26 protein-coding genes, 1 other RNA gene and 1 pseudogene are annotated in these 25,311 nt (G+C 40.4%); 18 read left to right on the top strand and 10 right to left on the bottom strand.

Annotated features, from left to right (window positions below; all coding sequences use genetic code 11):
• Positions 1-132: 132 nt before the first annotated feature.
• A complete protein-coding gene (locus HYG89_RS14745; protein ID WP_178868185.1) occupies positions 133-1,032 on the bottom strand; it encodes a LysR substrate-binding domain-containing protein in 900 nt (299 codons plus the stop codon).
• Positions 1,033-1,045: 13 nt separating this feature from the next.
• Positions 1,046-1,534, bottom strand: a complete 489-nt coding sequence (locus HYG89_RS14740; RefSeq protein WP_256734021.1) for a guanosine-3',5'-bis(diphosphate) 3'-pyrophosphohydrolase — start codon at positions 1,532-1,534, stop codon at positions 1,046-1,048.
• Positions 1,535-1,654: 120 nt separating this feature from the next.
• On the opposite strand from HYG89_RS14740, the gene HYG89_RS14735 reads away from it, so the two are divergent.
• The gene (locus tag HYG89_RS14735; protein ID WP_004976724.1) at positions 1,655-1,984 is read left to right on the top strand and encodes a hypothetical protein; all 330 of its coding nucleotides are present in this window, start codon (positions 1,655-1,657) and stop codon (positions 1,982-1,984) included.
• A gap of 94 nt (positions 1,985-2,078) precedes the next feature.
• Here HYG89_RS14735 and glnG read toward each other — a convergent pair whose 3' ends face one another.
• On the bottom strand, positions 2,079-3,557 hold the full coding sequence (glnG, locus tag HYG89_RS14730; RefSeq protein WP_178868183.1) for a nitrogen regulation protein NR(I): 1,479 nt from the start codon (positions 3,555-3,557) through the stop codon (positions 2,079-2,081).
• Positions 3,544-4,653 (bottom strand): nitrogen regulation protein NR(II), encoded by a 1,110-nt coding sequence (gene glnL, locus HYG89_RS14725; protein ID WP_178868181.1) that lies wholly within the window; start codon positions 4,651-4,653, stop codon positions 3,544-3,546. The genes glnG and glnL overlap by 14 nt, the downstream gene beginning before the upstream one ends.
• A gap of 350 nt (positions 4,654-5,003) precedes the next feature.
• On the opposite strand from glnL, the gene rimO reads away from it, so the two are divergent.
• The 12 genes from rimO to lpxA all read left to right on the top strand — a co-directional run bounded on the left by rimO (position 5,004) and on the right by lpxA (position 17,373).
• Positions 5,004-6,347 (top strand): 30S ribosomal protein S12 methylthiotransferase RimO, encoded by a 1,344-nt coding sequence (rimO, locus tag HYG89_RS14720; RefSeq protein ID WP_178868179.1) that lies wholly within the window; start codon positions 5,004-5,006, stop codon positions 6,345-6,347.
• Positions 6,348-6,431: 84 nt separating this feature from the next.
• Positions 6,432-7,160: a UMP kinase gene (pyrH, locus tag HYG89_RS14715; RefSeq protein ID WP_004976712.1), complete on the top strand. Its 729-nt coding sequence runs from the start codon at positions 6,432-6,434 to the stop codon at positions 7,158-7,160.
• Between the two features lie 88 nt (positions 7,161-7,248).
• Positions 7,249-7,803, top strand: coding sequence for a ribosome recycling factor (gene frr, locus HYG89_RS14710; RefSeq protein WP_004976711.1), 555 nt, complete (start codon positions 7,249-7,251; stop codon positions 7,801-7,803).
• Between the two features lie 3 nt (positions 7,804-7,806).
• Positions 7,807-8,559 carry a polyprenyl diphosphate synthase gene (gene uppS, locus HYG89_RS14705; RefSeq protein WP_004976709.1) on the top strand — a complete coding sequence of 251 codons (753 nt, stop codon included), beginning with the start codon at positions 7,807-7,809 and terminating at the stop codon, positions 8,557-8,559.
• 3 nt (positions 8,560-8,562) lie between these two features.
• Positions 8,563-9,387: a CDP-archaeol synthase gene (locus tag HYG89_RS14700; RefSeq protein WP_136143951.1), complete on the top strand. Its 825-nt coding sequence runs from the start codon at positions 8,563-8,565 to the stop codon at positions 9,385-9,387.
• Positions 9,388-10,584: a 1-deoxy-D-xylulose-5-phosphate reductoisomerase gene (gene ispC, locus HYG89_RS14695; protein WP_178868177.1), complete on the top strand. Its 1,197-nt coding sequence runs from the start codon at positions 9,388-9,390 to the stop codon at positions 10,582-10,584.
• Positions 10,585-10,587: 3 nt separating this feature from the next.
• Positions 10,588-11,943 carry an RIP metalloprotease RseP gene (gene rseP / locus HYG89_RS14690; protein WP_096901424.1) on the top strand — a complete coding sequence of 452 codons (1,356 nt, stop codon included), beginning with the start codon at positions 10,588-10,590 and terminating at the stop codon, positions 11,941-11,943.
• A gap of 42 nt (positions 11,944-11,985) precedes the next feature.
• A complete protein-coding gene (gene bamA / locus HYG89_RS14685; RefSeq protein WP_178868175.1) occupies positions 11,986-14,481 on the top strand; it encodes an outer membrane protein assembly factor BamA in 2,496 nt (831 codons plus the stop codon).
• A 41-nt stretch (positions 14,482-14,522) separates the two neighbouring features.
• Positions 14,523-15,023, top strand: coding sequence for an OmpH family outer membrane protein (locus HYG89_RS14680; RefSeq protein WP_178868173.1), 501 nt, complete (start codon positions 14,523-14,525; stop codon positions 15,021-15,023).
• Positions 15,024-15,026: 3 nt separating this feature from the next.
• Positions 15,027-16,097 carry a UDP-3-O-(3-hydroxymyristoyl)glucosamine N-acyltransferase gene (gene lpxD / locus HYG89_RS14675; protein WP_168418939.1) on the top strand — a complete coding sequence of 357 codons (1,071 nt, stop codon included), beginning with the start codon at positions 15,027-15,029 and terminating at the stop codon, positions 16,095-16,097.
• 2 nt (positions 16,098-16,099) lie between these two features.
• Positions 16,100-16,588 carry a 3-hydroxyacyl-ACP dehydratase FabZ gene (gene fabZ / locus HYG89_RS14670; protein ID WP_372595714.1) on the top strand — a complete coding sequence of 163 codons (489 nt, stop codon included), beginning with the start codon at positions 16,100-16,102 and terminating at the stop codon, positions 16,586-16,588.
• Complete coding sequence (lpxA, locus tag HYG89_RS14665) at positions 16,585-17,373, top strand: acyl-ACP--UDP-N-acetylglucosamine O-acyltransferase (protein ID WP_178868171.1); 789 nt, start codon at positions 16,585-16,587, stop codon at positions 17,371-17,373. The genes fabZ and lpxA overlap by 4 nt, the downstream gene beginning before the upstream one ends.
• Positions 17,374-17,444: 71 nt before the next feature.
• Here lpxA and HYG89_RS14660 read toward each other — a convergent pair whose 3' ends face one another.
• Positions 17,445-18,290, bottom strand: coding sequence for a YbgF trimerization domain-containing protein (locus tag HYG89_RS14660; RefSeq protein ID WP_178868187.1), 846 nt, complete (start codon positions 18,288-18,290; stop codon positions 17,445-17,447).
• 341 nt (positions 18,291-18,631) lie between these two features.
• Here HYG89_RS14660 and ffs point away from each other — a divergent pair.
• An RNA gene (gene ffs / locus HYG89_RS14655) (signal recognition particle sRNA small type) lies at positions 18,632-18,728 on the top strand.
• Between the two features lie 66 nt (positions 18,729-18,794).
• Here ffs and HYG89_RS14650 read toward each other — a convergent pair.
• From HYG89_RS14650 to HYG89_RS14635, 4 genes are all read right to left on the bottom strand, one after another.
• On the bottom strand, positions 18,795-19,484 hold the full coding sequence (locus HYG89_RS14650; RefSeq protein ID WP_178868169.1) for a regulatory protein RecX: 690 nt from the start codon (positions 19,482-19,484) through the stop codon (positions 18,795-18,797).
• An 81-nt stretch (positions 19,485-19,565) separates the two neighbouring features.
• Positions 19,566-20,612, bottom strand: coding sequence for a recombinase RecA (gene recA / locus HYG89_RS14645; protein WP_004976691.1), 1,047 nt, complete (start codon positions 20,610-20,612; stop codon positions 19,566-19,568).
• A gap of 144 nt (positions 20,613-20,756) precedes the next feature.
• The gene (locus HYG89_RS14640; RefSeq protein WP_004976690.1) at positions 20,757-21,197 is read right to left on the bottom strand and encodes an RNA-binding S4 domain-containing protein; all 441 of its coding nucleotides are present in this window, start codon (positions 21,195-21,197) and stop codon (positions 20,757-20,759) included.
• Positions 21,190-21,864 carry an HAD-IA family hydrolase gene (locus HYG89_RS14635; protein WP_096901429.1) on the bottom strand — a complete coding sequence of 225 codons (675 nt, stop codon included), beginning with the start codon at positions 21,862-21,864 and terminating at the stop codon, positions 21,190-21,192. The genes HYG89_RS14640 and HYG89_RS14635 overlap by 8 nt, the downstream gene beginning before the upstream one ends.
• A gap of 285 nt (positions 21,865-22,149) precedes the next feature.
• Here HYG89_RS14635 and HYG89_RS14630 point away from each other — a divergent pair, with 285 nt between their 5' ends.
• The 4 genes from HYG89_RS14630 to HYG89_RS14615 all read left to right on the top strand — a co-directional run bounded on the left by HYG89_RS14630 (position 22,150) and on the right by HYG89_RS14615 (position 25,113).
• On the top strand, positions 22,150-22,395 hold the full coding sequence (locus tag HYG89_RS14630; RefSeq protein ID WP_004976684.1) for a hypothetical protein: 246 nt from the start codon (positions 22,150-22,152) through the stop codon (positions 22,393-22,395).
• Between the two features lie 584 nt (positions 22,396-22,979).
• Positions 22,980-23,159 carry a hypothetical protein gene (locus tag HYG89_RS14625; protein WP_004976682.1) on the top strand — a complete coding sequence of 60 codons (180 nt, stop codon included), beginning with the start codon at positions 22,980-22,982 and terminating at the stop codon, positions 23,157-23,159.
• Positions 23,160-23,463: 304 nt separating this feature from the next.
• A complete protein-coding gene (locus HYG89_RS14620) occupies positions 23,464-24,321 on the top strand; it encodes a 3'(2'),5'-bisphosphate nucleotidase CysQ (protein ID WP_004976680.1) in 858 nt (285 codons plus the stop codon).
• A 57-nt stretch (positions 24,322-24,378) separates the two neighbouring features.
• Entirely contained in the window at positions 24,379-25,113 is a 735-nt protein-coding gene (locus HYG89_RS14615) for a histidine phosphatase family protein (protein ID WP_004976677.1), read from the top strand.
• Positions 25,114-25,192: 79 nt separating this feature from the next.
• On the opposite strand, the pseudogene HYG89_RS14610 reads toward HYG89_RS14615, so the two are convergent.
• Positions 25,193-25,311: pseudogene (locus HYG89_RS14610) on the bottom strand (IS30 family transposase); the annotation flags it as partial.

Below are 25,311 nucleotides of genomic sequence, written 5' to 3'. Positions count from 1 at the left end.
CGCAAGAGATGCGATGGATGTCTGATTATTTGTAGTCATAAATTTAAGTCCCCACTTGTTTCTAAGTGGGGACTAAATTAAGGCTTATAGGATGAATTCAGAAGGTGTGTTCAGCGGACGCTTACCTATGTGCTAACGAATGGTTAGCTTTTCGACCAAATAGTCGATAAATACACGTACAGCAGGTAATAAACCACGGCGTGATGGATAGACGGCATGGAAAATACCATGCGGTGCGTGCCAGTCGGGTAAAACACGAATCAATTCACCCGATGCAACATAATCTTCAACAATCGTGTCAGGCAACAACACAATGCCACAATTTTGTCGTGCCAATTGCGCTAGCATCATTAAATCTGAACCCATGACTGTAGGGTTGACCTTAATTTTTTTCGGTTGCTGTTGTTGATCATGCACAACCATGTATTGATCTAAATGCTCATCCGACATGCTTAAAATTTTATGATGACTTAAATCTTCAGGTTTTTTCAAATCGCCAAATTCATTCAAATAAGCCTGACTGGCAAATAGATGTTGTTCGATGTTGCTGAATTTGCGAATCACCAAACTTGGATCATCATCTAAATTTGAGCGGACACGCAGGGCAATGTCGATCCCTTCGTTGACGATATCGACACGACGGTTGCTGACAATTAGCTGTACTTTAATTTCAGGGTAGGCTTTCAAAAACTCAGGCAAGATTTTGGCAATTTCATTTTGTGCAATTGAAACAGGTAAGCTGACTTTAATTACACCACGCGGTTGAATACTTAGGTGATCGACCAAGTCGTGCGCGGCTTGGGCAGCATTCATCATTACTTGCGCATGCCGATACACATTCATACCAATTTCTGTGACCGCAAAATGACGTGAGCTGCGCTGAATTAAACGCACACCTAAGCGTTCTTCTAGGTTGTGTACGCGTCGGCTAAGTTTGGATTTTGGAATATCGGTGGCGCGTTCTGCTGCACTAAATCCACCATGTTCGACCACTTGGGCAAAACAATAAAAATCATCCAAATCTGTAAGCATGACTAAATTCCATTTATGCAACAATACTTAAATTAAAGTGGCATCGTTGCATGTTGTCAATCTTTAATTGTGCTTTATTGCTGTGCTTTTGCAGAATCTCTAAAACTTGTCGGTATTCTTCTAAACGGGCTAAATCACGTGCTGTAGGATTGGGAATCCGCGTTAAATTCATGTTGTCTTGCACATCTGCAATTTTTACAGCACAGGCAAGCGGGTTTTGTGCAGTACGCATAGCCGCTTGAACACGAGTTTCATGCGGCAGTTTGGTGAGCGCCTGAATTGCTTGAATAATATGCGTTTGAAATCCTAAATTTTGCAGGTCTTGTGCTGTGGTGTGGGTATCTTCAAGAATGTCGTGCAGTACAGCGACAATTTGCTGATCGGGCTGTTGTAATTGCAACATTACACGTAAGGGATGCAAAATATAAGGCTGACCGCCTTTATCTAGCTGCCCTGTATGTTGTTGTACTGCAAGTGTAATTGCATTTTCTAGAGTTGCCATAAGTATAATTAAAAAAATTTCTATAATTATAAGCCGTGCTTAGCGCAAAATATAGAAATTGCTTGTTATGATGCAAACAGATTTTATGTTTATCTATTTTACTATTGGTGATGCTGCTCTATGCCATATCAACTCATTGAACTGAATACGCCTGCGACTGAAAATTTGCTTTGCCCACATTGCCAACATGCTGTTATTGATTGGGCAGAAGAACAATATATTCAGCCTTGCGAGCATACTTTGTTTGTCGCAATGGATTTGGGTTTTGAATATGCCTCAGATGTATTTGAACAAAGCATGCCACGCAGTGTCGATGAAATTCATGCACATGATGATCAGTTGGATATGTGGCAAGAACTGACTTCAAGTCGTTATCCGCAATATTTGATTTATAAAACGGATTTAGGCGTGCAAGGTTTATCTCGCTATGTTGGATTTACCGCGGCTTAATTGCACTTAACTTAGAGAGTCTAAGATATAAAAATAGGGAAATTCAAAAGCTGAATTTCCCTATATTTTGATGGATTAGATATTTTTTCTGCGTTTAGCTCTCCATATCTTCTTCTATTTCATCATCGGCACTGTCCATTCCTAATTCTTTGAGTTTTCGCGTCAAAGTATTACGTCCCCAACCCAATAATTCAGCGGCATGACGTTTACGTCCACGGGTTTGTTGCAGTGCAGCATTAATTAAGGTGCGTTCAAACATTGGAATGGCGATATCCAGAAGTTTCATCTCGCCATTTTTTAACTTTTGTACTGCCCATTGCCCAAGTAATTCATCCCAATGCTGCATAGATACCCGATCTGCCACATGAAGCGCAGAATGTTCGGCTAATTTTTCAATTGGAATTTGCTTGAGTTCGGTTGGTAAATCTTCAGGATAGACCTCACGTCCTGTAATCATCACGGTAAGCCAGCGACAAGTGTTTTCCAATTGGCGCACGTTACCTTGCCACGGCAATTGCTGCATATATTCGACTGTTTCAGGACGCAATATTTTTGGACTCACGCCTAATTCTTTGCCTGCACGTGCCAAAAAGTGCTGTGCCAACATTGGAATATCTTCACTGCGATGCGCCAGTTTAGGAATATGAATCCGAATGACGTTCAGGCGATGATATAAGTCTTCACGGAAGCGTCCATCTTGTACCAGTTTTTCCAAATCCTGATGTGTTGCTGCGACAATCCGTACATCCACTTTGACAGGAATATGTCCACCAACCCGATAAAATTCACCATCTGCCAAGACGCGCAATAAGCGGGTTTGGGTTTCAAAAGGCATATCACCAATTTCATCTAAAAACAAGGTGCCGCCATTGGCTTGTTCAAAGCGTCCCTGACGTTGTGTATTGGCACCTGTAAATGCACCTTTTTCATGTCCAAAAAGTTCGGTTTCAATCAAATCTTTCGGAATGGCTGCCATATTCAGCGCAATAAATGGTTTGCTGCTACGCGGTGAGTGGCGATGCAGTGCATGCGCCACCAACTCTTTGCCTGTACCTGATTCACCATTAATGAGCACAGTAATGTGTGATTGCGATAAACGACCAATCGCACGAAACACTTCCTGCATGGCAGGCGATTCACCAATAATTTCTGTCGATTGAATTGGCTGCACTGTCGATTTTGCAGATTCTTGCTGTTGTAGTTTGGTGATATGCAAAATTGCACGATTGACTAAAGCAAGTGCTTCATCAATATCAAAAGGCTTGGGTAGGTATTCAAATGCACCTGTTTGATAGCTAGATACTGCCGATTCTAAATCGGAGTGCGCAGTCATAATAATCACAGGCAAGTCGGGATAACTGGCTTTGACTTTGCCAAGAAAAGTTAAACCATCAATTCCAGGCATGCGAATGTCGGTCAGAACTACATCGGGTGCATCTTGGTTTAACTCATCTAGCGCAGACTGTGCTTCTTCAAAACTGGTAACTTCAAAACCTTCTTCTCTAAAAGTTTTTTCCAGTACCCAGCGCATTGCACGGTCATCATCAATCACCCAAATTTTATTTCGCGACATGACTCGCCTCCCAAGGTAAATATAAGCTAAATACTGTTTTTCCTGGAATAGATTGACATTCAATCATTCCGTTATGTTGATGCATAATATTTTGTGCGATGCTCAAGCCAAGTCCTGTACCGTTTGCGCGTCCAGTCACTAATGGATAAAACACAGACTCTAAAATGTCTTCAGGCACACCTGGGCCGTTATCTTCAATATCAACACGTACGGTAGAACGATTCAGCACACCATTAATGGTAACCAAGCGTTGAATACGAGTTCTTAAAATCAATTCAGGTCGATGCTCGGTAAAGAAATCGGGATGTTCGGTCATGGCTTGTACTGCATTGGCGCAAATATTCAGCATGACTTGAATCAATTGATCGCGGTCTGCCATGACTTCAGGTAAAGAAAGGTCATAATCACGGATAATATTTATTTTGTTTTTGGTTTGATTGACAATTAAACTGCGCACCCGTTCTAAAGGTTCGTGAATATTGACCAGTTCATAGCTTGGTAGTTGGCGTGAGCCGAGCATGGTGTCTGCCAAGTTTCTTAAACGATCGACTTCACTAATAATAATGTCGGTAAATTCGTCATATTTTGGGTCATTCAAGCTGCGTGCTAAAAGTTGAGTCGCACCACGAATTCCTGCAAGCGGGTTTTTAATTTCATGCGCCACACCACGTATGAGTTGCCGCGCCACCTGATGCTGCTGAATAAAGTTTTCTTCTTTGGAAATTTTGAGCATCCGATCAATCGGATTCAATTCAATCAGCAAAAGAGGATGATAAGGCTTGCCTGCATTTAACTGTGATGCAGTGTAATCGACATGAATATCTTTAAAATTGACATTAATGGTCGCTTCACGGCGGGTGTAGGGTTGACCAGTTTTGATGGTATTCAGGAAAGCCTCTTGCGTATTGAACTCATCATCAGGCATGTGCAGCAAATTTAAAACGGGTTGCCCCGAAGCGCGAATTAAACTGATATCAAACAATGCTTCACAAGACGAGTTTAAATAAAAAATATTCAGGTCACGATCAACCAGTAAAATTGCGGTGCTGAGGTTATCCACCAAAAGACGATAGTCAATGCTCTGGGTCTGATCCATTCGTGAATGCTTCCTGTATGAAATATTGTGCAAGGGCATTGTCATGTGTCAGCCATGTTCCAAATTTGGATCGAATTGAGGCGAATTAAGCAAAATGCACGCCAACTTTTCGTTTTTAGTGCATTTATCACTGAAGAATCGGAAAAATGCGCAGGAACTGGACTGAATTTTCAAGATATAACGGATAACAGAAACACTGTAAATAAAAAATGCATTAAAATGGTGCAATATTTAAATCATTCAGCCTGAATGGTTGTATTTTGGTGCATTATGCAAAGAGTCGGCTATTTCTCTATTTTTATGCAAAGAAAAGTCATACAATACGCGCATTCTAGTGGAGTGCAGATTCTATGAAATCCCCCAAAGTCGGTTTTGTTTCTTTAGGTTGTCCTAAGGCATTGGTAGATTCCGAACGAATTTTAACTCAGTTAAAAACTGAAGGTTATGATGTCGCATCTGATTATGAAGGTGCTGACTTAGTTGTTGTCAATACATGTGGTTTTATTGAATCTGCAGTACAAGAGTCCTTAGACGCGATTGGCGAAGCCATGAATGCCAATGGTCGTGTCATTGTGACAGGTTGCTTGGGTAAAGATGAAGATAAAATTCGTCAAATGCATCCCAACGTATTAAAAGTGACTGGCGCGGCTGCTTATCAGGACGTGATGGAAGCGGTGCATCAATATGTTCCTGAGCCACCAAAACATAATCCATTTATTGATTTGGTACCTGAACAAGGCATTCGTTTGACGCCTAAACATTATGCCTATCTTAAAATTTCAGAAGGCTGTAACCATCGCTGTACCTTCTGCATCATTCCAAGCATGCGTGGCGATTTAGTTTCGCGTCCTGTGGGTTCGGTATTAGAAGAAGCTGCGGCACTGAAACGTGCAGGCGTAAAAGAAGTATTGGTAATTTCTCAAGATACTTCTGCCTACGGCGTAGATACCAAATACAAATTGGACTTTTGGAACGGTCAGCCTGTTAAAACCAAATTCTATGATATGTGTGAAGCCTTAGGGCAATTGGGTATTTGGGTGCGTTTGCACTATGTCTATCCATATCCGCATGTGGATGCTGTAATTGATTTAATGGCACAAGGCAAAATTTTGCCTTATTTGGATATTCCATTCCAACATGCCAGCCCGAAAGTATTAAAGTTGATGAAGCGACCTGCGCACAGCGAAAACACGTTGGAGCGTTTAAAACTTTGGCGTGAAAAATGCCCTGAGCTGGTGATTCGTTCAACCTTTGTGGTGGGTTTTCCAGGCGAAACAGAAGAAGATTTCCAAATTTTGCTCGACTGGCTAAAAGAAGCGCAATTAGACCGTGTTGGTTGCTTTACTTATTCACCTGTTGAAGGTGCGGCAGCAAACGACTTGCCAGATCATGTGCCAGAAGAAATCAAGCAAGAACGCTATGAGCGTTTTATGCAGGTTCAGCAAGAAATTTCAGTAGCTAAACTGCAAAAACGTATTGGTCAAACCATGACCGTGTTGGTAGATGATTTGGAAGAAGAATTTCCAGTCGCAGTGGCACGTTCTTATGCAGATGCGCCAGAAATTGATGGCAACGTCTTTGTAGAAGATATTGACAAGAGCGTGATTAAAGCAGGTGATTTACTTGAAGTTGAAATTACCGATGCCGATGAATACGACTTATTTGCCAAGCTGATTCAGGTCAAATCTGCATAATGCTTTGCAGATTTGGATTGCTAGCTGTAAGCCATACAAATTGTAAAAAATTAAAGTTTAGAATTTAGAATTGGAGTAATGACAATGTTAGATTCAAAAAAGCCACGTTATGCACGTATCTTGTTGAAACTATCGGGTGAGGCACTTGCGGGTAATAAAGACATGGGGATTGATGCGCAAGTGCTCGATCAAATGTCTTTGGCAATTGCACACTTGGTCGGTTTAGGTGTGCAAGTGGGTATTGTTGTCGGTGGTGGTAACTTATACCGTGGCAGCCAATTACAAAAAGATGGCTTAGTTGGCCGTGTAACAGGCGACCAAATGGGTATGTTGGCAACGGTGATGAACGGTTTAGCCATGCGTGATGCCTTGGTGCGCCGTAACATCAAAACCCGTTTAATGTCTGCATTGCCTATTGGTACAGTGGTTGAGTCTTACTCAAGCCGTGATGCGATTCGTCACCTGACTCAAGGTGAAGTGTGTGTGTTCGTTGCGGGTACAGGCAATCCATTCTTTACCACAGATACAGCAGCATGTTTACGTGGTATCGAAATCGAAGCTAACTTGATCTTAAAAGCGACCAAAGTAGATGGCGTATATAACAAAGATCCAAGCAAATACGAAGATGCGGTGAAATATGACACACTTACATTTGACCAGGTGTTGGATGAAAAATTAGGTGTTATGGATTTAACTGCAATCTGCTTATGCCGCGATCACAATGTGCCGTTGCAAGTTTTTGATATGAATAAAGCAGGTGCATTGCTTTCTGTAGTGATGGGCGAAAAAGAAGGAACTCACGTAACGAACTAATGTACGTGAGCCACAAAGCTCTTTATACTACGGTTTAATTTAACCCTATATTTTGACTCAAATTTTAGAATACAGTAAGGAAGATCTTATGATTAACGATCTTAAAAAAGACAGCGAAGAACGTATGAGCAAGACTTTAGAGTCTTTAGAACATGGTTTTGCCAAAGTACGTACAGGTCGTGCACATCCATCAATTTTAAATGGTGTGATGGTTTCTTACTACGGTTCCGATGTGCCACTTAACCAAGTAGCCAACATTGGTGTAGAAGATTCACGTACCTTATTGGTTCAGCCATTTGAGCGTTCAATGGTGTCTGCAATTGATAAAGCAATTCGTGAGTCAGATTTGGGTCTAAACCCAATCACAGCCGATGCAATTCGTGTACCGCTTGCAGCATTGACTGAAGAAACTCGTCGTGACATGCAAAAAGTTGCGCGTTCTGAAGCAGAAAATGCCAAAGTTGCTATTCGTAACATCCGCCGTGATGTATTGGGCGACATCAAAGCATTATTGAAAGAAAAAGAAATTTCTGAAGATGATGAGCGCCGTGCAGCAGATGACATCCAAAAAATCACAGACAAATACGTTGCAGAAGTAGACAAGCGTCTTGCTGCAAAAGAAGCTGAGTTGATGAAGGTCTAATCAATGACCACATCGGAAGACAGCGCGTCTTTGCCAAAACATGTTGCCATCATTATGGATGGCAACAATCGTTTTGCAAAAAAAAATCAAATGCAAAAAGGGGAAGGACATCGCTCTGGTAAAGATGTACTTGACCCGATTGTTGAACATTGTAGAAAAAAACACATTCAAGCTTTAACCGTTTTTGCTTTTTCGAGTGAAAACTGGAATCGTCCGCAGTTTGAAGTGGATTTACTCATGCAATTGCTGGAAACCACAATTCATGAGCAATTACCACGCATGGAAAAATTCAATATTGCCTTACGTTTTATTGGTGACCGTTCACGTTTGTCGCCGCATTTGCGTGAGTTAATGTTGCATGCCGAACAAAGGACTGCTAATTTCAACAGCATGACACTCACAATTGCCATTAGTTATGGTGGTATGTGGGATATGGCACAAGCTGCAAAACAAATTGCAGCAGATGTTGTGGCGCATAAAATTGATATTGAACAAATAGATACACAACTTTTTGGTCAATATGTCAGTCTGGCAGACCTACCACCTGTCGATCTGTTGATTCGTACAGGTGGCGATTTTAGATTGTCCAACTTTTTACTTTGGCAAGCTGCGTATGCTGAATTGTATTTTACCCAAACCTTGTGGCCTGAATTTAGCATAGAAGAATTTGACGATGCACTGGCAGTATTTGGTGGTCGCGAACGTCGTTTTGGTAAAACTTCTGAGCAAATTCAACAAGAGAAAATTGAGAATTAATACATGTTAGAGCGGATTATTACCGCATTGGTATTGGTTGCTGTGGTGTTGAGTTGTATGTTTGCAACTCAGTCGCACTATCCAATGTTTATGCTGATGATTGTTGCAGCAGGGGTTGCGGGCTATGAGTGGTTCAAACTCATGCCAAGAAAAACTAAATATGTCCTCAAACCTGTGGCTTGGGGCTTTGGTGTATTGACTGCCGCTTTGGCAGCAATGGCACTTTATTTTAGTGATATTGCCTTGTTACTTTGGGCAGCTTCTATTTTGACATGGTTACTCAGTATTTATTGGGTCAAGTCTTATCCAGAATACGATGCATGGTATAACCCAAGCTTAAGTTTTATTGGTTTTATTCTAATTTCTGCTGCGGTCACTGCAATTTTTTCCGTATGGAATAGTTCGCCGTGGTGGTTAATGTACTTGTTCTTGTTGGTTTGGGGTGCAGACTCAGGTGCTTATTTTGTTGGGCGTAAACTGGGCAAGAAAAAACTTGCACCGAATGTCAGTCCAAACAAATCAGTAGAAGGCTTATATGGCGGTGTTTTTACTGCCATGCTAATCGTGATTGTTGTTGAAGTGGTGTATTTAGACCTGACTTTGGCACAACATATTTTATTCCTGATTCTTTCGGTGATTACGGTATTTAGCTCGGTATTGGGCGATTTGTTTGAATCCATGATCAAACGCCGTGCAGGTATTAAAGACTCTGGGCGCGTTTTGCCAGGTCATGGTGGTGTGCTAGATCGGATTGATTCTTTGCTTGCAGCAGCTCCAATTTTTGCTGCGGGTATGTATGTTTTAAAACTTATTGGCGTAGATTTATAAATGTCACAAGCTGTTTGTATCTTGGGTGTGACAGGTTCAATTGGACAAAGCACCCTAAAAGTACTGCAACAACATCCAGAGCAGTATTCAGTTTTTGCCGTGACGGCGCACAGCCGAATTCAAGAACTGGTTCAAATATGCAAACAGTACCATCCTAAAATTGTGGTTGTACCTGCGTCAAAAGTTGATGAGTTACAGCAATCACTTGCACAGCAACATATTTCTGAAATTGAAATTTTAAGCGATGAGGCGGGTTTAATCGCAGTTGCCGAACATCCTGAAGTGGATGTGGTGATGGCAGCCATTGTCGGTGCGGCAGGTTTATTGCCTACACTGGCTGCGGTTAAAGCGGGTAAGCGCGTGTTATTGGCCAATAAAGAAGCCTTGGTGATGTCGGGCGACATCATGATGCAGGCGGCACGTGAACATGGTGCTTTGTTATTGCCTGTAGATTCTGAACATAACGCGATTTTTCAATGTTTGCCTGAACATTATTTACAAACCGAAAGAAATGGACAACCTAAGTTAGGCGTATCACAAATTTTACTGACTGCTTCGGGCGGCCCATTTTTAAATCATAGCCTAGAAGAACTGCAACACGTTACCCCTGCACAAGCCTGCAAACATCCAAATTGGTCTATGGGACAAAAAATTTCGGTAGATTCTGCAACCTTAATGAACAAAGGTTTGGAATTAATCGAAGCGTGTCATCTTTTTGCAATTTCAGAACACTTTGTTACAGTTGTGGTTCATCCACAGAGTATTATTCATTCCATGGTTCAATATGTGGATGGTTCAACTTTGGCACAAATGGGTAATCCTGATATGTGTACGCCAATTGCGCATGCTTTGGCATGGCCGCAGCGTATCCAAACGCATGTTCCGCCTTTAGATTTGTTTGTCAATCATCAGCTTGATTTTCAAGCACCCGATACCACACGTTTTCCTGCGTTAAGTCTGGCACGTCAAGCCATGCAAGAAGGTGGTCTGGCGCCTGCTATTTTAAATGCAGCAAATGAAATTGCAGTTGCAGCATTCTTGCAGCAAAAAATTCGTTTTACTGAAATTGCGACAGTGGTTGAGCATACCTTGAACCAAATACAAAATTCAGCCGCAGAAAGCATTGAACTGATTTTGCAGGCAGACCAAAATGCTCGTGCTATTGCACAGTATTTTGTGTTGAATAAAGGAAGCTAAAGCATGAGTGCCTTATTTATTGTGGTTGCAGCGATTCTTTTGCTAGGACCTTTAATTGCAATTCATGAGTTTGGGCACTACTTTGTTGCACGTAAATTAGGTGTCAAAGTTTTGGTGTATTCCATAGGCTTTGGGCCAACCATTTTAAAATGGACGTCTAAAAAATCGGGGATTCAATATCAGCTTTCGGCACTGCCTTTGGGTGGCTATGTCAAAATGCTTGATGAACGCGAAGAAAACGTTGCAGAAGCAGACCTACCTTATGCCTTTAATCGTCAGCATCCGTGGAAACGTATTGCGATTGTGGCAGCAGGTCCGTTAATCAACCTGATTTTTGCCATATTATTGTTCTGGCTATTATTTTTACCCTCTCAAGAACAGTTGAATACCCGTGTGGGTAAGGTACTGGCAGATACACCTGCGGCGGCAGCGCAAATGCAAGTAGGTGATAAGATTACCGCCATTGATGGTACGCCTGTGACGACATGGGAAAAGCTGAACTTTGCCTTGGTAGATCGTGTAGGTGAAACAGGCAAGATCCAGGTACAGGCGGAACGCGCAGGTGAAATCAAAACATTTAGCTTACCCATTCAAAATTTCTTAAATGATCAATCCCAATCACCTTTAGATATCTTGGGTTTTACACCGTATCGCCCACAAATTCCTGCAATTGTCAGTAAGTTAAGTGAAGATGGTGCGGCCATTCGTCAAGGTATGCAAGTCGGCGATCAAATTATTGCGATTGATGGCGTCAAAATGAATGACTGGTACGATGTGGTACAAGTTGTTCAAGCATCGCCAGAAAAATTACTGAAAGTAGATGTGCTGCGTAACAATCAAGTACAGCAACTGGAAGTGATGCCGCAAGGCAAACGTGACAATATGGGCAATGTTTCGGGTGTATTGGGTGTGCAAAGTGATCCTGGAAAAATTGTCATTCCAGAAGATTTTAAGCAAACCATTCAATACAGCCCGAGTGAAGCTTTATTTATGGCGGTAGATAAAACAGGTCAGCTGTCTAGCATGATTCTGAATTCTATTGTCAAAATGGTACGTGGTTTAATTGGTTTAGATAACTTATCAGGCCCAATTACTATTGCCAAAGTCGCAGGGCAAAGTGCGGAAATGGGGTGGCAAACTTTTATTTCCTTTATGGCACTTATGAGCGTAAGCTTAGGAATTCTAAATTTATTGCCAATTCCAATGTTGGATGGCGGGCATTTAGTTTATTATTTTATCGAGCTGATTCGTGGAAAACCTGTTTCTGAACAAATACAATTAGTTGGTTTAAAAATTGGTATGGTACTGCTTGGAAGTATGATGCTCCTTGCATTATTTAATGACATTATGCGTTTATAACAACGTAGATACGAAATAAATTTAACACTGGAAAAGACTGGCATGCAGCACACACATTTATTTATGCCCTTGGCACTGGTTAGTGCAATGGCGGCAACACAACAAGTATATGCAGCAGATGAATTTATTGCGCGAGATATAAAAATAGATGGTCTTGTTCGTTTAACGCCAGCCAATGTCTATGGAATGATTCCAGTGAATAGTGGTGATCGTGTCAATGAAGCAGTGTTGGCCAATGCGATTCGTTCACTCTATGCCACAGGTTTGTTTGATGACATTCAGGCCAGTCGTGAAGCCGACACTTTAGTGTTTAAAGTGGTTGAGCGCCCAATCATTTCTAAGGTTGAATTTAAAGGCAATAAACTGATTCCAAAAGAAGCGTTGGAAGATGGTTTAAAGAAAATGGGTGTGGCTGAAGGTGAAGTACTGAAAAAGTCAGCACTACAAACTTTAGAATCTGAACTTGAACAGCAGTATATGCAGCAAGGTCGTTATGATGCGGATGTACGTGTCATTACCACAGCACGTCCAAATAACCGTGTAGATTTAACTGTAGAGTTTGTTGAAGGCAAAGCCGCTAAAGTGGTGGATATCAACATTATTGGCAATACGGTATTTAAAGAAAGTGACATTAAGCAGGCGTTTGCTGTTAAAGAAAGTAGCTGGAGTTCGATTGTTACCCGTAATGACCGTTATGCACGCGAAAAAATGGCAGCAAGCTTGGAAGCATTACGTGCGTTATATCTGAATAAAGGTTATATCAACTTCAATATCACTAACTCTAGCTTGAATTTGAGCGAAGATAAAAAGCATATTTTTGTTGAAGTTTCGGTGGATGAAGGCGAGCAATTCAAGTTTGGCGAAAGCAAGTTCTTGGGCGATGCTTTGTACAAACCAGAAGAACTTACAGCACTGCAAATTTATAAAGATGGTGAAACCTATTCACAAGAAAAAGTGAATGCGGTGAAACAATTGTTGCTACGTAAATATGGCAATGCAGGCTATTACTATGCCGAAGTGAATATTGTGCCGCAAATTGACAAAGAAACGAAACTAGTCGATTTAAACTACTACATTAACCCAGGTCAGCAAGTTACAGTACGTCGTATTAACTTCGCAGGTAACAGTAAAACTGCCGATGAGGTACTTCGTCGTGAAATGCGTCAAATGGAAGGCGCATTGGCAAGTAATGAAAAAATCGACTTATCTAAAGTCCGTTTAGAACGTACAGGTTTCTTTAAAACTGTTGATGTTAAACCTGTGCGTATTCCCAACGTGCCTGATCAAATTGACTTAAATGTAAATGTAGAAGAACAGCACTCAGGTACAAGTACTTTAGCGGTAGGTTTCTCGCAAAGCGGTGGTGTGACGTTCCAAGCTGGTTTAAGCCAAACCAACTTCTTGGGTACAGGTAACGCAGTTTCGATTGATTTATCACGTTCTGAAACTCAGGATTACTATAACCTGAGTGTGACCGACCCGTACTTCACGATTGATGGTGTGCGTCGTGGTTACAACATGTACTATCGTAAAACCAAACTGGACGATGACTATAACGTAAACAACTATGTGACAGACAGTTTAGGTGGCGGCATTAACTTCGGTTACCCAATTGATGAAAACCAAAGCATTAGCGCAGGTTTAAACATTGATCAGACAGAGGTGACCACGGGTCCTTATGTTTCGACTTATGTACGAGATTATTTATTGGCGAATGGTGGAAAGCCAACAAGTTCACGACAAGATGTCTGTGTTGGTGAACTAACAAATAATATTTGTAATGGTTCGTTAGTTGATTTTGATGATAAATTTAAAGGTGACTTCCTTACTTATAACTTAAATTTAGGTTGGTCGTATAACACTTTAAACCGTCCAATTTTCCCTACTACAGGTATGTCACATCGTGTAAATGGTGAAATTGCCTTACCAGGTAGTGATGTGGAATTCCAAAAAGTCACTTATGATGCTCAAGCCTATTTCCCATTAGGTAAGGATTTTGTCTTGCGTGGCTATGGTAAGTTAGGTTTTGGTAATGATTTACCGTTCTATAAAAACTTCTATGCGGGTGGTTATGGTTCGGTGCGTGGTTATGACAACAGTACCTTAGGTCCAAAATATCCGGGTGTAACAAGTAATGAAGCGCGTACGAAGGATTATTCACCAGAGGAAGTGGGTGGAAATGCTTTGGTACAATTCGGTACCGAATTAGCTTTGCCTGTACCATTTAAAGGCGATTGGACACGTCAAGTTCGCCCTGTGATTTTTGCTGAAGGCGCACAAGTATTTGATACTCAGTGTGATATTTCTCAAGGTAAATTATATTGGGAAGGTGGTGTCAATGATAATGGTGTTGATGCCAAACAGTATTGTAAAGACAACTACGGCTTTGACTTCGGTGAGATGCGTTATAGCGTGGGCGTCGGCTTTACTTGGATTACCATGATTGGTCCATTGTCACTTAGCTATGCATATCCATTGAATGATAAACAAGGCGATGACACCAAAAATATCCAATTTGAAATTGGTCGTACTTTCTAAGTACGACCCAGATTGGATCGTTTAAACACAGGATGTAGCACATGAAAAAAACAATATTGAGTTTGGCATTGTTTGGTTTGTCTAGCATGGCTGCTATGGCGCATGCAGCAGGTTATGGTGTGGTGAGCTTGGAGCGTGTTGTTGAAAGCAGCAGTTATCTCAAACAGCAAAATTTGGCCTTGCAACAATCAGTTAAACCGCAAACCACTAAACTTGAGCAATTGGCCAAAGAGTTAGAAACCATGCAGCAGCGTGCGCAACAATCTAACAATTTATCTGATGCTGAAAAGCAGAAAATGAATACCCAATTCCAAGCTAAGCTAAAAGAATTTAATGGTTTGCAGCAAGTTGTTCAAACCCGTGTTCAGGCAGAGTTGCAGAAAATTAACGATGGTTTTGAAACACGTTTAAAGCAAGTTGCTGAACAATTGCGTAAAGAAAATGGTTTAGATGTGGTTTTGAATAAAAACTCAGCACTTGCCTATGACCCGAAGCATGATTTAACTGATAAAATGATTCAAAAGGTTAACGCAATTAAATAATCAATGAGTTCTCAATATTATCGCTTAGAAGACATTGCTGCTCTAGTTCAAGGTCAATACATTGGACAGGCCGATTTACGTTTGCGAGGTTTGGCAAGCCTTGAGTGTGCTCAAGCAGATCAACTTACATTCGTAAATGGCGATAAGTATTTAGCACAAGCACGTAGCTCCCAAGCGGGGGCTTTTATTGTGACTGCTCAATTGCAAGCCGAGTTAGACAACCATCATAACTTTATTGTGGTGGATAACCCGTATTTAGCTTTTGCAATTCTGACTCATGTTTTTGAGCGCAAACATACTCAACGTGGCATTGAAAGCACTGCACAAATTCATCCATCTGCCATGATTGCTGATAGTGCCTATATTGGTCATTATGTAGTGATTGGTGAAAACTGTGTGGTGGGTGACAATACGATTGTGCAATCGCATTGTAAAATTGATGATTTTGTTGAAATTGGTCAACAGTGTTTTATTGATTCTCACGTCACCTTAACCGGTGAGGCTAAACTAGGCGATCGAGTACGTATTCATGCCAACACGGTAATTGGCAGTGAAGGCTTTGGTTTTGCGCCTTATCAGGGTAAATGGCATCGTATCGCACAACTCGGTTCAGTCATTATTGGTAACGATGTCCGTATTGGCTCGAACAGCAGCATCGACCGTGGCGCATTAAACGATACAATTTTGGAAGATGGCGTCATTGTTGATAATCTTGTGCAAATCGCACATAACGTCAAGCTTGGCGCACATACCGCAATTGCGGCAAAGACTGCAGTTGCAGGAAGTGTGACGATTGGCAAAAACTGTATCATTGGTGGTGGAAGTGCAATTTCAGGGCACTTAAATATTGCCGATAATGTGACTTTGACGGGAATGTCAATGGTCACAAATAATATTTCTGAAGCAGGGAAATATTCTTCAGGTATTGGCTTGTTTGAAAATCAAAAGTGGAAACGTACCGTTGTGCGTCTCAGACAATTAGCAGATGTGCCATTGACCCAATTGGTGAAAAGACTTGATGATATGCAATCTCAAATTGAGTCCCTTGAATCAACTTTTAAATTGCGTAAATAATTATGATGACTGAGTCGAATTCTAGCACCTTCACTAAACCTGAATTGCCAATGCACATTCAAACTATTCGTGAATATTTACCCCATCGTTATCCATTTTTATTGGTCGATCGCATTGTCGAAGTGACTGATAACGGTATCGTGGGTTATAAGAATGTATCTATTAACGAAGAATTCTTGCAAGGCCACTTCCCGAATTATCCGATCATGCCTGGCGTTTTAATCGTTGAAGCATTGGCACAAGTGTCGGGTATTCTAGGTTTTATCATGAATAATGAGAAACCAAGCGCAGGTTCACTGTTTCTTTTTGCAGGCGCAGAAAAAGTTCGATTTAAAAAACAAGTCGTTGCAGGCGATCAACTTGTATTAAAATCGGAATTAGTTATGCAAAAACGAGGCATTTACAAATATAATTGTATCGCCACCGTTGATGGCGTTGTCGCAGCAACCGCGGAAATTATGGTTTCGCATCAGAAAACAGAGCAAGCATGAGCAATAACCCACTCATTCACCCAACCGCTATAATTGACTCATCTGCAGTAATTGCTTCAGATGTGACAATTGGACCATATTGTATTGTTGGCCCAAATGTAACGATTGGTGAGGGTACAAAACTTCATTCACATGTGGTGATTGGGGGTTATACCCGTATTGGTCAGCACAATGAAATCTTCCAGTTCGCAAGCGTAGGCGAAGTCTGCCAAGACTTGAAATATGCGGGCGAGGAAACTTGGTTAGAAATTGGTGATCACAACAAGATTCGTGAACATTGCAGTCTGCATCGTGGTACGGTACAAGATAACAGCCTGACCAAAATTGGTAGTCACAATCTACTCATGGTGAATACGCATATTGCTCACGACTGTATGGTGGGTGATCACAATATTTTTGCCAATAACGTGGGTGTGGCAGGTCATGTGCATGTTGGGGATTATGTGGTTGTCGGTGGAAACTCTGGTATTCACCAATTCTGTAAAATTGACTCTTATAGCATGATTGGTGGTGCATCGCTTATTCTTAAAGATGTGCCTGCGTATGTCATGGTTTCTGGTAATCCTGCACATGCATTTGCAATGAATGTGGAAGGAATGCGTCGTAAAGGCTGGTCGAAGGATGTGATTCAAGGTCTTCGTGAAGCCTTTAAACTGATTTATAAATCTGGATTAACGACAGAGCAGGCCATTCAACAAATTCGCAGTGATATTTTGCCAAATGTGGCAGAAGCGCAGCGTTTAATTGATTCTTTAGAACAATCTGAACGTGGTATTGTGCGTTAAGGTTTGAGTTTACCGAATACGGCAAGCTTCAGAATATTAAAAGACATCCTCGGATGTCTTTTTTTATTGGCTTATTTTAAAAATCTTGCTTCTTCAGACTTTGGATATTGGCTCAGAATTTTACTTTTGTATTCCGCTGCTAAAGTAGGTTTGTGATCTACATCTTGCGCTATGCTATATAAGCGATATAAGGCACTTGATGCTTTTGCAGATTGGGGATACTTTGTTGCCACAATTTCAAAATTCTTTTTGGCTTCGCTGTAATTGGTCGGTTCAATCGCTAAATTAAACTCAGCTAACCAAAAATAAGCATTGCTGATATACACACTGTTTGGGTGGTTTTTAATAAAGTTTTGCATGGGTGCAATGGCTTTTTTAGCACCACCTTGTTTATAGGCATCCAATGCAACAGTATAGGCTGCTTTTTCCAGCTCAATATTGGTATTTAAACCTTGAGCTGTTGGACTCACATGCGTTGTATTTTGCACAGATTGCGTGGCATTGTTGTTTAACTGGTTGTTGCTGGCGCTGGGTGCAGTATCTTTTTGGTTATCCTCCTCAGCGGCAGGAGCAGATTCAGGGTCTATTTTTTGTTGGAGCAGTTCTAGACGTTGATCTAAATCGGTATAGCGATTTTGCAATTCATGTTTGAGCTGCGCAATTTCATTGTCTTGTTCTTCAATTTTGCCACGTAACTGGCGGATGTCATTTTCAAGTTGCTGATTTTTTTGCATCAACTGCCAATTGATATTGGTGGGTACATTAGCAGTTGCCATATTACTCGTTGCAATCGCAGGGCTATTGGCATAGCCAGCACTGCTTTGGCTGAGGTTGTGGCTTTCAATTGGAATATTGGCAAATACAGACGTTGAGCACAGTAGGGCAAGAGCACAAAGTGCATGCTTTTTTAGCATAATTGAATATCCATCTTAATCTTGTATAAGTGAGTCCTTGTAAGCGTATTGGACTCAACCTGTTGATTTAGTCATTTTCCACATTTAAAACGTCCGCGCGTGGAATTGCAATAAGCTTTTACAAACTTATCATCAATCTCAGCGCAATATGGGTAAATCTAGGATTTAAATCTCGAAATAATTTTATGATGGGTTAGTTAGACTAAATTTTAAATGACGTTATTCTATAAATGTCTTCAATTGTTTTTAAAATAATCAATTGGATAGCATTATAAAAGGAAATACAGAACAACGCTTGCAAGTTTGTTAAAAATCTCTATACTCTGTTTTTGCAATGGTAGCCCTGCTGGTTACTTCGCAATTGTACTCTACGAACCCCGTCAGGACCGGAAGGTAGCAGCGGTAGTGGAACTATGATGTGCCGAAGGCTTGCTGGTAGGGTTGCCACCAGTTTTGAAATAATAATTCTATTTATCTTCTACTTATTTTGATCTTATATCCACTATTTTAAAAATCCTGCTCTTTCCTACGAATTGCTTTCATAATCGCATCCATATCAAAGCCCCGATACTGTAAAAAACGAATTTGTTTGGCTTTAAGTTTTGGCTCGTTTGCGACTTCTGTGCCGAATTTTTTCACTTTCAGTTGATAGGCTTGTTCTGCCCAATCAGTTTCTTTAAGTTCTTCTGAAATTAAACTGCTATCCACTTTTTTGTTTTTAAGAGCCATTTTAATACGATTTGGCCCTTTACCTTGCCGCTTTTGGCTAGCCAGTAACATTTCTGCTAGGCGTTGATCACTCTGATAATTTTCACGTGCCAATTCATTGACTAACTCAATCACTTCATCACGGTTTTCTGCATATAAAGCCAGTTTTTCAATTAAGTCATTTTTAGAATATTCTTTACGCGTTAAGACAGCAAAGGCGTAGCTGCGTAGACGAGAACCTGTTAGTCCTGGGCGTTTGTTTTGCTGTTCGTCTTGGTCTTCATTGTGATTGTGTTCTTGATCATCAATGGCATCTGTATAAGCAGGGTATTGTTTATTAATGTTAGGCGCAGAATTTGAGGCAAAATGCAGGGCAGACGTTGTTTCGGAATATATCTGCTCAGTTCGGCTACATGATTGCTCATCTTCGCCAAATTGTTGTTTTAGCGCAGCGTAATCAATCAGTTTGGGGAATTTGTCTTCAGGCATGGTAATGCTTCCATATACAATAAAACGCTCCGTAGAGCGTTCTATTTAATTCAGTTTGTTGTGTTCATATTAGCGCATGCTTTAAACATCAAGTAAGTCGAATTCTTCTTCGTCTTTATCTTCTACAGGTGCAGCTTGACCTGTCGTGAGTAGTTGTTCACGAATAATCGCTTCGATGCCTTTAGCAAGCTCTGGATGTTCTTCAAGATGGCGAATGGTGTTGTTTTTACCTTGACCAATTTTATCGCCTTGATAAGAATACCAAGCACCAGCTTTTTGCACGATATTTTGTTGAACAGCCAAATCGACCAGCTCGCCCAAATGGTTAACGCCTTTACCGTAAAGAATCTGGAACAATGCTTCTTTAAATGGAGGTGCCATTTTGTTTTTCACAACTTTGACTTTGGTTTCAGAACCAATAATCTCGTCACCTTCTTTCACTTGACCTACACGGCGAATATCTAAACGAACAGAAGCATAGAACTTCAATGCGTTACCACCAGTTGTGGTTTCTGGGCTACCAAACATTACACCAATTTTCATACGAATTTGGTTAATGAAGATCACCATACAGTTCGAGCGTTTGGCATTACCTGTGATTTTACGCAAGGCTTGGCTCATTAAGCGTGCTTGTAAGCCCATGTGTGAGTCACCCATTTCGCCTTCAATTTCGGCACGAGGGGTTAAGGCAGCTACGGAGTCGACCACAATCATGTCGATTGCGCCAGAGCGTACCAACATATCGGCAATTTCAAGAGCTTGTTCACCGTTGTCTGGTTGCGATACTAAAAGATTGTCAATATCTACACCAAGTTTACGTGCATATTGAGGATCAAGCGCGTGTTCGGCATCAATAAAGGCACAAGTTCCACCAGCTTTTTGACATTCTGCAATGGCTTGCAAGGTCATAGTCGTTTTACCTGATGATTCAGGGCCGTAAATTTCAATGATACGACCTTTAGGTAAGCCACCAATACCCAATGCAATATCTAGGGTCAATGAGCCTGTAGATACGGCTTCTACCGCTTGCACAGTGTTGTCACCAAGACGCATGACTGTGTTCTTACCAAATTGTTTTTCAATCTGGCTTAACGCAGCGTTTAACGCCTTGCTTTTATTCTCATCCATCTTACAACCTCAATACGATGTCACGAAACAATATACTCAAGTGGATGCATTTACTTAAATCTTTTCCACATGCAATATAGTGACAGAATTTGTCCTGTAGTTCTATTTATATCACGGGCTGTACGACAGCCTGTGACGCTCTATTTAATCATCATTATATGACCAAAATTGGTCAAATTGCTGATCATTCTCTTGTTTAAATTTGCTGATGTCACGACGGTCTTTTTTACTTGGTCGATGATCAGGTCGTGCTAGATTATGCAACTTTCTTTGGGTCGCAATCAATTCCCTGCGTGCAATACTCACTTCAGTTTCTTCATAAAGTTGCTGAGCGACAGGGGCAGGGCCGCGTACGCCAGATAATGCCTTGACCAATACGGTTTTCTTATCAAAACCTTGTTGAATGGTCAGCTCAGTTCCCACACGAATTTCTTTGGAAACTTTAACGCGCTCGCCATTGTGATGTACTTTGCCGCCTTCAATGGCAGCTTTTGCAATAGAGCGGGTCTTGAAAAAACGTGCAGCCCATAGCCATTTATCAATTCGGATCGTTTCAATGGCTTCGTGGGACGAAGTTTTAGGCATATTTTTGAGTGTCCTCAAATTGTTCTAAGACAGGAATTAAATCTGTTAATTGGTGCAACATAGGGTAATTACAAGTCTGACGCGTAGGTTTTGCTGAGGATGGCTGGGCAATACTATATAAGTGTCCAATCCCAAAGGCTTTAGCACCATTAAGCACCTTTTCGGTGTCATCTATAAAATAGCAATCTTCAGGATTAAATGCATGTTGTTGTTGCAATGTTTGCCAAAATTCAACGCGCTCTTTGGCATAACCAATACTTTCAGAACTAACAATCACTTCAAAATACTTTGCTAAACCTGTGTGTGCTAATTTAAAGTCTAAACCTGCACAATCGGCATTGGTGGTGAGCCAAATGTGATAGCCATTATTTTTTAAATATTCCAGTAACTCGATAGCTTGTGGACGCAACGTGACTTGATCTTTATATTCAAGTTGCATCGCAAGCATATCTACACCCACTTTAGCCGTCCAAAAACGTGAGGAATACCACTCTAAGGTGTGGCTATGCGCTTGATAAAAATCGTATAAAATTTCTTTGCTGCGCTCTAAAGAACAGGCGTGTAATTCTGCATAGCGAATAGGCAGTTGTTCATTCCAAATAAAATCATCATAAGCGAGATCTAACAGCGTTCCGTCCATGTCAAACATGATGATATTTTTGTGCATTTAGACATCCTAAACCATAAAGCAATTGCCAAAAGGCAAATAAAACTGGCTCATTTAAACATGCTTGAGGCATAACTCAAAATGCTGTCTGATTATTCGCCAAATTGTGCTAGGCTAAATAAATAAGCACTGTACATGCGTTGCATATAAATTAGGTGAGATGGGGCAGTTGTAAAAAGTAACTGTAGCGTTCACAAAAACAATTTTTTTGACATATTTCTGTATTTGTTTGTCTGTACAAGCATAGAAATTGAATGGTAAATTTTTTAAATTAGGGAGCTAGTAATGGCTGAACAACAGTATTTAGATTTAAAACACTTAGATAAACAACTCGATGAGTTTGAGAAAAAGAAGAAAAAAATTAAGAAAATGCGTATCGGCTATAAATTATTTGCGCATTTAATGGGCGATGAAAAATTCGCCCATCATGTTTCAGAGTCGGCATTAAACCCAGATAAACGTAGTTATCGTAAAGTCAAAATTAAAATCACCTCAGATGAGGGAGAGTTAACTTTTCTAGAAAAGGATTGATTAATTTTTTGATTTAAAATTCTAGTGATTTTGATTATGTATACAAATTTGTGTACCTTTAAATCTGGCCCGATTGATGCAGATCGGGCTTTTTTATACCTTAATTCTATGAATGGTTCAACCTGAATTAGAATCCTTTTATAAGTCGAAATTTGATCATAAATGATCAGTAAAATTAGTATTGAAAGTCCCTTCTTTTACGCCATGTATTGCTCAGGATGAGGAGTATATTCCGCAAGTGGATGAGGGGATTCTTATAAAAAACCTCTCCCTGAGGAGCATGCTCCGCAAGTCTCCTAAAAGGAAAGGGAATTTCCTTTGCAGTGATTCAAAAATGATTTAAGAAAGAATCTTTTTAAATAAAATGCATCAAGTTGTCATAATCTGCACTTAAGCTATTCAGCAAACTCAGTGAAATGTAATAGGTCGTGTTTAGTCTATTTCAGTATAAGTTCTGTGTATAAATGTGGCAATGTGCGCTCAAATGTTACGCTTTAACTATCAAAAGAGGCATGAATATGACAGAACGATACCTGAGAATATTGACAATTTTTCATGATTAAATAAATTTAAAAGGAATTGTGATGTCTATTTTAGGAATTGCCATTACCACTATTTTGGGTTTATTGGGTATTGCTGCAATTATTATTGGTTTTTTTGGTGGTGAAACTTATTTGGTGATTGTGGGTATTTTATTATTGGTTAGTGGTGCACTCACTTTATCGATGTTTAAAAAAAGATTATCCAATCCATTTAAAGATTAATTAACTAAGCACTCAATAAATAAAAAACTCAAGTAAAAATGAATTGCCTTGACACATAAAGTCTTGATTTAGCATATCTAGCCACTAAATTTTATCTACGCATCAGCCGTAAATTTTATTACAATGTTTTTATGAAAGTAATGAAAAATTAGACCTTTAGATACAGTCGGCTTTGTTGCACAAAGATTTCATAACTATATGATTTTAAAAGTTTTGATTATTTTTTGATCCAAAATTAAATTTATTTAAATCAGATGCTTACATATTTATGCAACAAAGCCGATACAGTCTAAAAAGGATAGTTATGTTTATAAAAACAACAGCGCCAACGCATACTTTAATTTTACAGTTGCTGCCAATCATGCAGCAGGCGTGTGAAATTTTAAATCAGGAATTTCAAGATTATTGTTCAGGTGCTGCTTTTGATGTAGAAAAGAAAACCGATGATTCTCCTGTTACGCAAGCCGATTATCGAGTCAATTATTATTTAATGCAGGCTTTGGCAAAAATCTCCAATTTACCTATCTTGTCAGAAGAAGGTGAGCAAGACCAACGTCAGCAATGGCAGGAGTTTTGGTTGCTTGATCCTTTAGATGGCACGAAAGAGTTTTTACATCAACGTCCTGAATTTACCATTAATTTAAGTTTAATTTGTGGTGTGCAAACAACTTTTGCAGTACTTGCAGTACCAGGCGAGCAAACTATTTATTTTTGTCCTGAACAGGGTATGCCATTGAAATATCATATTTTAACTCAGCAATGGTATCTCTATCAGTCTGAACCCACGGTAACATCTTCAGTTCTAAAAATTGGATTAAGCCACAGTAGTCAAAAAAAATCACACTATGCAGACTATTTAAAAAGCTTGGCGCAGTTGACCAATTTTGAAGAACTAAAAGCAGGTAGTGCTTATAAATTCTGTATGATTTTGGAAGATCGTGTCGATATTTACCCACGTTTTCATCCGACTTCTGAGTGGGACACCAGTGCAGGACAATGTTTATTGGAACGAATAGGTGGTGGATTGGTCGATTTTCAGGGGCGGGCATTTTTATATAATCAGCGCGATACATTGTTAAATGGTGGTTTTATCGCCTATAAAAATACGCAGATGAAACAGATTGCCTTACAAGCACTTGGACTTATGGCGAAGTCAGATTGAGCAAAGTGCTGAACATGGTATAGTGTCAAGCAACCAAGTTAAAATTTTGGCTAGATCATGGCATTAGAACTACTCCCTGCAAGTATGCTTAAAGCAATTGATTTATTGCCTGATGCTCAGACGCCTGTGACTTTGTTTACCCGTCATTCTATTCGTGAAATTGTCGTTGGTCAGGGTTTGGCTGGCTATAATTTACAATTGACCGAACAAGGTCGCGATTTAGCCGAAGCATGGGGAGGCTACTTGGTTGGAAATACAGATCGGGTGATTCAACACTGTATTTCAAGTCCTATTCAGCGTTGTGTCGATACGGCTGCTTTAATGATTCGTGGGGCAGATGGCATTACCCTCGAACCCAATACCCATCACATTGAAATTATAGAACAAGGTTTATTGGTGGAACCAGGAAGCTTTGTACTTGATATCAAACAGGCAGGCCCATATTTTCAGAAACAGGGTGCTTTAGGCTTTATTAATAGTTTTGTGAATAATGCCTTGCCCGGCATGAAACATCCGATTCATGGTGTCGTGGATGTCCTTGAGCTGATTTATAACACCCATCCAACCAACCAATACGGACTGAGTTTGGCTGTGAGTCACGATACGATTTTGGCCGCAATTATCGCGGTGATTTCTGGACGTAATGAAGTCACACAAGCTGATTGGCCAGACATGATGGAAGGTTTATTTGTTTGGTTTGAAGGCGATGAGTTTTTAGAATCCAAGCTAAAATGGATTTGGCGCGGTCAGATTCACACTTTAGATATCTCGCAATTTCGTCAGAAAGTTTAAGCAGAACATTGAACGCATGTTCTAGTGCTATCCATTCAGTGCGATAGAATACCGTCTGTCAGAAATTAAAAAGGCGGATTCAAGCGGCAAGTGCAACAGTATAAAAACCAGCCATAACTTCACTCGGTGTATACCAACCTAGTGTTTTTCTAGGACGATGGTTGAGTGCAAATTCTATCTGCTCTATTTGTTCGTTTG

The sequence above is a fragment of the Acinetobacter sp. SwsAc5 genome (assembly GCF_013391485.1).
Lineage (GTDB): Bacteria > Pseudomonadota > Gammaproteobacteria > Pseudomonadales > Moraxellaceae > Acinetobacter > Acinetobacter towneri.
Note: the sequence above shows the minus strand (reverse complement) of the source record. Positions and strands in the feature narration are given on the sequence as shown.